The following is an 8,023-nucleotide window of genomic DNA, read 5'->3' as shown; positions in this document are numbered from 1 at the left end:
ATTTTGTCTCAGCAGAATCCTCCTTCGGCTCCATTTTCAAACAGGATTTTTCGCACTACCGCGATGAATTAATTATTTCCAGCAAAGCCGGTTATGATATGTGGCCAGGCCCCTACGGTATTGGTGGCTCGCGTAAATATTTAGTGAGCAGTTGCGACCAAAGCTTGAAGCGCACCGGCCTTGAATATTTCGATATTTTTTATCATCACTGTATGGACCCGGAAACACCGATTGAAGAAACCATGCAAGCGCTGGATTTTATCGTCCGCTCCGGACGTGCACTGTACGTAGGCATTTCCAATTACCAACCCGCACAAACCAAAGAAGCCGTGCGCATTCTGCGTGAATTGGGCACACCATTATTGATCCATCAACCGCGCTACAATATGTTTGATCGCTGGATTGAAAATGGTTTGACGGATGTATTAAAAGAGGAAGGTGTTGGTTCAATTGTATTCTCACCACTCGCTCAAGGTGTATTGACCAACAAATACCTGAACGGTATTCCAGAAGGTTCACGTGCTGCACGCGCGGAACAAATTTATCTGGGTGACAAAGACATCACTCCGGAAAAAATCCAAAAAGTGCAAGCGCTGAATAAAATTGCAGAGTCACGCGGCCAGTCACTGGCGCAAATGGCGATTGCCTGGACGTTGCATAATGATGCGGTTACCACCTGCCTGATCGGCGCCAGCCGCCCTGCGCAAATTGATGATTCAGTTGCTGCATTAAACAATTTGAACTTCAGCACTGATGAACTTGCAAAGATTGAAGCAATTTTGAAATAAAAATTGAAATAAAAAACGGGGGATTCGTGATTACGAATCCCCCATTAACCATTTACATTTAACCAATCACCTTCGCATAATTTTCCTTCAGGTTTTTTTGTGGATAAATGATGGAGTGCGCCTCAACAGCACCACACATAAAAACGCCGACCAAACAAATCCTTCCCAAGATTCCACGCATCCACAACCAGTAAGTGATTAACCCAAACAGAATCACTGGCAATACCAGTATCAACAGTGAAGCGGCTATTACCCCCATATTAATACTCGCCTTTTTTAGTATTAACCAAAAATGCGGCGATACAAACACCTAGCAAATCTGCCAATAGATCCCAGCCATCCATACTGCGTGTTGCAAAAAAGCCTTGCGATAATTCCTCTGCTGCCGCAAAACCAAAAACCAGCAAGCTGCCTAATTGAAACCGTACAGACTTTATTAGCATAACTCGCCGATTGAGCAATAAATTAAGCAACAACGCCAACCCACCATACAGCCAGACATGCCCTAACTTATCGCCGTAAGGAATTGAATCGGCAGCACTCATAAAAATATTATCTGCACCTCTATCTGCCTCATAGATAATCCACAAAATAAACCCGAAAAAAACTGAAAAGGCGATACACAAGGGTTGGCGGCAATAATTCAAAAAGCTCATCGACCTATCACTCCTTTATCGAATCTGCTTTGCCATTGCCTAACGCATACCAATCCACTTTGCGAGTCAGCATCATAAATACGCCCAGCAATACAAAGAGCAGTAGAGAACCCATCAGCAGCGCGTAGTCTTCTGCACTTAACAATCCGTAGAGCAAGGCATATAAAAAACTCAACCCTGCTGTAAACCCGATACCGCGCCAGATACTTTGCAACACATGGGAAACATAGAATCCAATCAACACTACACACGCAATTGATGAAAACGCGTAAGCTGAAGCAAAACCTATATGTTCGGCAAGCGATAACAATAACAAATAGAAAAATGCCAACGCCATACCTACCAAACCGTATTGCACTGGATGCACCTGCAAACGCTTAAGCACCTCAAACAAAAAGAAACTGGCAAAGGTCAATGCGATAAACAACAAGGCGTATTTAATGGCGCGATCACTTTTAACATACTGGTTAACCGGATCAATCAAACTCACTCCAAATTGGCGCTGTTGATATTGATCGCACTCATTGCTGCGCACACAGGTATAAAAGTATTCGGAAAAGTTGGTAGAGAAGTAAGAGGTTTGCCAGCGGGCGGTAAATCCAGCCTCTGACACACTACGTTCTACGGGTAAAAAGTTTCCAATAAATCGCGGATGTGGCCAATCAGAGTGCAGCTCTACGTGTGTCTCTTTTCCGATCGGCGAAAAATGTAACTGCTCTGTACCATCCAACAGCAAATTAAAAGCAAAACCCAGTTTTTGATGTTGCCCATTAGCTACCTGCAATACGTCCAGCGGAAAAACTGCATGAACACCGTCGCCGAGAATTTTAAGTTCTGATCCGGGTTCAAATTCATAGGGCTGACTATTCAATTGCAACGTCAATGAATTTTTAATGCCGCGAATATCGCTGATGCCCACTGCAACATAAGGTTTAAGAAAGGTGTAATCGGCTAGATTATTTTTAATCCCATAGTCTGCGGGCACAATAAAATGGCCATCTACACGGGTATCCGCGTGATAAAGCCGCGCCGCATATATACCCAGCTTACGCAATTCGGTAGTGATGTCGCCGTTCACACGAAATAGATCCGGCAAAAACTGCAATTTGCCCGAGACTGTACGCTCCTCTACCACCCGTTCACTTTTTTCGTTTACTGTCCAGGTGCGCTCAATCTTGGTGTAGGGCACCACCAGTACCGGCCCAACCAGGGTTTGGCTATAGCTGGAACTGCTGGCGATATCGCGTACGACTTGCTCGCTGTAGGCGCGGCGCTCATCAATAGAGTTACCAATCATGCCAATAGGGATCAGCAGCAATAACATCAACAAGCCAATGGCAAGAAATTTAAATAACAAGGGGCGTTTCATGGGTTTCTCCTTAGGGTTTAAGTAGAAGAAATCATGCCCGCCCAAGTTGGAGATTTTATGTGGGGAATATGGAGTTTATGTGGAGTTTTGATGCGCTGCAGCGGCGAGTATTCACATTAAAAGCTGAATACCCGACAATCGTACACACAAACGAGGTTATATCACTTAGTGTTCAGACGAGCTGTTGACTGAATTAAACACTACTTGTTTTTTGTAGGGAAACACAGTGCGGTATTTTTTAAGCAATTCGTCATTAAACTTTCTCATACGTTTGGATATCAACACATTACCTGAGGAAAAGGTCGAATTACAAAGCTCATTATCTCTTTTGCACAGGCCCTCTACTTGAATTGGCGAGGCAAAAAAATACTGCGCAAAATGCTTTTCAAACTTATCCATATCTGCGGGTGTCAGCAATAATTGTTCATCATCGACTGTTGCAGCAACCATCAAAAATGCTTGACTCGAATCCTTAACAACCGGAACGCCATTGACTTTTACACTAGCCAAATCAATATTCAGTACCCGTTTGCGCTCAAAATAAGAAACCACAAAGCGGCCTTCCGTTTGCTTACCCTGCTCCTGATAGGTAAAACCATACCAATCCGTTTTGCTGGTCTTAAGAATGTCCAGCCGCGCACCACCTTCTTCAGCAATCCAACTACCATCAAGCTGCTCCATCGAGGCCGGAGCCTCCATTCCCCCGAGAGGTTTGTTCAGCACATCTTTACAAGCAGCAAGGGAAAAGATTAACAGGACAGGAACGAACAATTTCATCAATAACGGCATTCTTGGCTTTACCCTCATAGTTTAGGCATGCTGCAGGAGATTTTAATCCACCCCTATGAACCGGGGTAGAATCACGGGCGGAGCTTATTTTTTTGTGCGGGCTGGAGGTGTAAAAAATTGTACGCAAACAACCTATGCATCAACCTCCACCATGATTGCTGGACAACACAGGCAGAAAATTCACGACTGCAACCACCCCGTCATGAGTATTCCGCAGTTCAAGACTTCCATTGTGCAAAGCAACCACTTCCTGCACAAAATTCAATCCCAACCCGGTACTTTTTTTGCCCGTTGCAGGGCGCGGCAACGAGAAAAAACGTTCTGTTAAACGCGCGAAGGCAAAATCGGGAATTGGTTCACCTTGATTGGTAATCGACAAAAATAATTGGCCATTTTCTTTGCGTGTGCGCACACAGATAACACCCACTTGCGGAGTAAAATCGAGCGCGTTGTCAAGCAGGTTATTGATTGCCTGGCGAAGCAAAAACAATTCACCGCTCACTATCGCGCCCGGGCTGTAATCTCTTTTAATCTGTAGCTGCTGCTGTGAGATACGCGCCATATGGTTATCGAGCAATTCATCCAGCAGCAGATTAAGATCAATCGGTTTTGGGTCATGCAAGGTTTGCTGTTGCTCGACCAAGGCCAAATTTAACAAGCGTTCTATAAGCTGTTGCAGGCGAAGACTTTCGCTATCGATATTATTGATAAACCGCTGCCGCTGCTGATCATTATCCGGTGTTTGCAATAGCGGCGACTGCAATAGTTCTGTGGCTGCGCGGATACCTGCAAGTGGGCTTTTTAATTCATGTGCAAGCGTTTGCACATAGCGTTCGATATAGGCTTTGCCATCGAGTTCAGAGCGCATGGATTCCAAAGCTTGTGCGAGCTGACGCAATTCACCACTGGCAATTTTACTTTCGGGAATTATCGCGCGTTCACCCTGACTGACATTGACGGCATATTCGCGCAGTTTGCGCAGCTCGCGGCTCAACCACCAGGAAAAAATTGCACCACTCAATAAACCCAACAAAATTAAACCGCCACCCAATATCCCCAAACGGCGTTGGGTGCGATCAATAAACGGCTGCACACTGCGATTGGGTTTGGCAACCGAGACCACACCGATAATCTCATCCCCCTCTTTTATCGGCGCTGCCACATACATAATGCTGGAGCTTTCATCGCCCTCAATTTCATGGGAAGAGCGCGCACCGTATTTTCCTTGCAGCGTCAGATAGACATCATTCCACTGTGAATAATCCTGCCCCACTGCAATATTTTTTGAATCGAGCAACACAATGCCATTTTTATCAGTGACGTAAATCCGGTGATTGACAGCAAATTTATTAACGCCCCAAATACTCGCATTAGGCATTCGCTGGCCGTACGCGCGAAAAATATCCGCGTAGAATTCGTTATTGATTTTATTGTTAAGCATAGGCTCGCGCAAAAACTCAGCGAGCAAATTGGCGGTATCAACCAATGTCTCTTCCGTGGATTGGCGTACACCAGGGCGAATTTCTTCCATTACCGTGCGCAACACAAAATAGCTGCAGAGCGTAACGAAGAGCATGTAGATAATAAAAATGCGTAAGCTCAGCGACATTAATGAATTTCCGGCTGATAGCAATAACCAAACCCGCGCTGGGTCTTGATGGGATCTGCGGCGGCATTTACCGCGCGCAACTTCGCGCGTAATGTTTTGATATGACCGTCAATGCTGCGGTCATAGCCCGCGTCAGCGGTTGCACCTACGGCAGTCAGCAATTGATCGCGACCGAAGACCCGCCCCGGCTGTTCAACCAGCGCCTGCAATAAACAAAATTCAAACCGTGTGAGTTGTAGCAATTGTTGGTAGTAATGGATAGTTTTACGTTCACTATCGATTATAAATTCGCGCTGTTTTTCTGGCGCGGGTAATGATGCATTGATTAGCGATAAGTCACTCGCTGCAATAGCTGGTCGCACGCGTTTTAAAATGGCTTTTACCCGCGCAGCCACTTCACGCGGGCTAAAGGGTTTTACCACATAGTCATCTGCACCAATCTCCAAGCCGACAACACGGTCCAACTCATCGCCACGGGCGGTTAAAAACATCACCGGCACTTCGGAAAATTTGCGCAGTTGTTTACAGGCTTCAAAACCCGTCATATCCGGCAACCCGACATCCATGATGATCAAATCTGCCGACTGTTCTCTAACATAGGCAAGCGCCTTGCTGGCAAGACTTTCCCAGTGAGTGCTAAAGCTCTCCGCTTGCAGTACAAAAATCAGGCTTTCGGCAATGGAGGGCTCATCTTCCAGGATTACAATATGAGGCATAGGGAGTTCCAATCACTCTTATTTAGCGTGGCCTGATTCTACAAGAAAGCGGGCTATTTAACGTATTGCAATGCAACAGAATCCGCCCTAACCTCTTGCTATCGCATTAACGCTTGGCTGAACGCTTATGTCTGTAAAAGATTCTACCCCCGCCGAACCCATTACCATTGTCGGCGGCGGCCCGAAAAAGGTTCTCTACACCTTAAAAACCGTTGCGCGTATCGGCTTGCTCAATTCAGCGAAAGCGCTCAACAGCAAAAACACCTGCAAAGCCTGCGGTTTGGGAATGGGCGGCCAACGCGGCGGCATGACCAACGAAAAAGACGAGTTTCCCTCGGTCTGCAACAAAAGTATCCAGGCGCAATCGACCGATATACAACAACCCATCCCGACCGACTTATTCAATCACACTTTGGATGATTTTAAACAGCTCAGTGCTTACGAACTTGAGCATCTCGGGCGCTTGAATAACCCCTTATTTAAATCTGCTGACGGCAATAAATACTCTCCTGTCAGCTGGGATTTTGCATTAGATAAAATGGCACGCGCGTTTGCCGCAACCCATCCTGAGCGCAGCTTTTTTTATTCCTCTGGCCGTTCCTCCAATGAAGCGGGTTTTGTATTGCAATTGCTCGCGCGTTTGTATGGCACAAACAATGTCAACAATTGCTCCTATTATTGTCACCAAGCAACTGGGGTTGGATTACAGAATGTTATTGGCAGTGGTACCGCAACGGTGTCACTGGAAGATGTCGGCAATTGCGACTGTATTTTTGTGATAGGAGCCAACCCTTCATCCAACCATCCGCGCTTTGTGCACCAATTAAAAAATTGTCGCGAACGCGGCGGGCAAGTGATCGTGATTAATCCGGCAAAAGAACCCGGACTGGTGCGCTTTGCGGTACCTAAAAGCGCCAAATCCATGCTCAGCGGCGGCACCTGGATTGCATCGGAATATGTGCAACCCAAAATCGGCAGCGACCTTGCATTATTTAAAGGGATCGCTAAAGCGCTGCTGGAATCCAACCAAATTGCAACTGACTACATCGCGCAATACACGGATCATTTTCAAATATTTAAAAATGATATTGATAATACTGACTGGCAAACAGTTGTTGATGCCTGTGGTATCGATAAAGAAAAAATTACCTCACTCGCCAATGCTTATGCACAATCTGAAAACGCGATTTTTGCCTGGGGTATGGGCATTACCCATCATTTACACGGCGTAGAAAATGTCGAGGCAATTGCTAATTTGGCCTTATTGCGCGGTATGCTCGGCAAACCTGCTGCAGGATTGTTACCGCTGCGCGGCCATAGCAATGTACAAGGCATAGGCACAGTAGGTGTTAAACCCATTTTAGCGGACGATGTGTTACAGCAACTTGAACAGCATCTGGGGGTACAACTGCCACGCACCAAAGGCATGGATACTCTCGCCTGTTTAACAGCGGCACATGAAGGAAAAATCGATGCCGCATTAATCATGGGCGGCAATTTGTTTTCTGCCACACCCAATAGCGGATGGGCACAAGCAGCGCTGGATAAAATCAACTTTAAAGTCTATTTAACCACGACGTTAAATGCTGGCCATATCACCGGCATGGAAACCAGCGAAGCATTAATTTTACCTGTCACGGCCCGCGATGAAGAGTGGCAAGCTACTACGCAGGAATCCATGTTTAATTATGTGCGTTTGAGCGATGGCGGTATTGATCGTTTGCACAATGTAAAACCGGAAGTGGAAATTCTGTGCGAGCTGGGTAAACGATTACTGCCAGATTGCGCGCTCGATTTTAATCAACTCAAACAACACAACTCTATTCGCGCTGCAATCGCTGCCACCATTCCCGGATTAAGTGAATTAAAAGATATTGCACAAACCAAGCAAGAATTCACCATCAAGAATCGCCTGCTCGACACGCCAACATTTAAAACGGAAAACACAAAAGCCCAATTCCAAATCAGCCCGTTGCCTGCACCTGTCACCAGCGCTGAATATCCTGTTTTACTCGCCAGCATCCGCAGTGAAGGCCAATTCAATTCGATCATTTATGAAGAGAGCGATTCCTATCGTGGCACTGACACTCGCTGGT

General features: G+C 46.1%; 7 protein-coding genes. 2 read left to right on the top strand and 5 right to left on the bottom strand.

Annotation, left to right across the window (positions count from 1 at the left end):
* The coding region (locus ACWA6V_RS13405) for an aldo/keto reductase (protein WP_449522964.1) at window positions 1-788 on the top strand (788 nt) is incomplete at its 5' end.
* Window positions 789-1,048: 260 nt separating this feature from the next.
* On the opposite strand, the gene ACWA6V_RS13400 is transcribed toward ACWA6V_RS13405, so the two are convergent.
* The 5 genes from ACWA6V_RS13400 to creB all read right to left on the bottom strand — a co-directional run bounded on the left by ACWA6V_RS13400 (window position 1,049) and on the right by creB (window position 5,927).
* A complete protein-coding gene (locus ACWA6V_RS13400; RefSeq protein ID WP_449522963.1) occupies window positions 1,049-1,444 on the bottom strand; it encodes a VanZ family protein in 396 nt (131 codons plus the stop codon).
* Window positions 1,445-1,451: 7 nt separating this feature from the next.
* Entirely contained in the window at window positions 1,452-2,813 is a 1,362-nt protein-coding gene (creD, locus tag ACWA6V_RS13395; protein ID WP_449522962.1) for a cell envelope integrity protein CreD, read from the bottom strand.
* A gap of 165 nt (window positions 2,814-2,978) precedes the next feature.
* Window positions 2,979-3,590, bottom strand: coding sequence for a hypothetical protein (locus ACWA6V_RS13390; protein WP_449522961.1), 612 nt, complete (start codon window positions 3,588-3,590; stop codon window positions 2,979-2,981).
* Between the two features lie 151 nt (window positions 3,591-3,741).
* Window positions 3,742-5,211, bottom strand: coding sequence for a two-component system sensor histidine kinase CreC (gene creC / locus ACWA6V_RS13385; protein ID WP_449522960.1), 1,470 nt, complete (start codon window positions 5,209-5,211; stop codon window positions 3,742-3,744).
* Entirely contained in the window at window positions 5,211-5,927 is a 717-nt protein-coding gene (gene creB, locus ACWA6V_RS13380) for a two-component system response regulator CreB (RefSeq protein ID WP_449522959.1), read from the bottom strand. Before creB ends, creC begins: the two co-directional genes overlap by 1 nt.
* Window positions 5,928-6,054: 127 nt before the next feature.
* On the opposite strand from creB, the gene ACWA6V_RS13375 reads away from it, so the two are divergent.
* On the top strand, window positions 6,055-8,023 hold a 1,969-nt coding region (locus ACWA6V_RS13375), incomplete at its 3' end, for an FdhF/YdeP family oxidoreductase (protein WP_449522958.1).

Source organism: Cellvibrio sp. (assembly GCF_053579595.1).
This window is presented reverse-complemented; position numbering and strand designations above follow the sequence as displayed.

Excerpts from the sequence above, each read along its gene's own strand:
- ACWA6V_RS13390 (WP_449522961.1), bottom strand. The coding sequence starts at position 3,590 with ATGAAATTGTTCGTTCCTGTCCTGTTAATCTTTTCCCTTGCTGCTTGT.
- creD (WP_449522962.1), bottom strand. The coding sequence starts at position 2,813 with ATGAAACGCCCCTTGTTATTTAAATTTCTTGCCATTGGCTTGTTGATG.
- ACWA6V_RS13400 (WP_449522963.1), bottom strand. The coding sequence starts at position 1,444 with ATGAGCTTTTTGAATTATTGCCGCCAACCCTTGTGTATCGCCTTTTCA.
- creC (WP_449522960.1), bottom strand. The coding sequence starts at position 5,211 with ATGTCGCTGAGCTTACGCATTTTTATTATCTACATGCTCTTCGTTACG.
- creB (WP_449522959.1), bottom strand. The coding sequence starts at position 5,927 with ATGCCTCATATTGTAATCCTGGAAGATGAGCCCTCCATTGCCGAAAGC.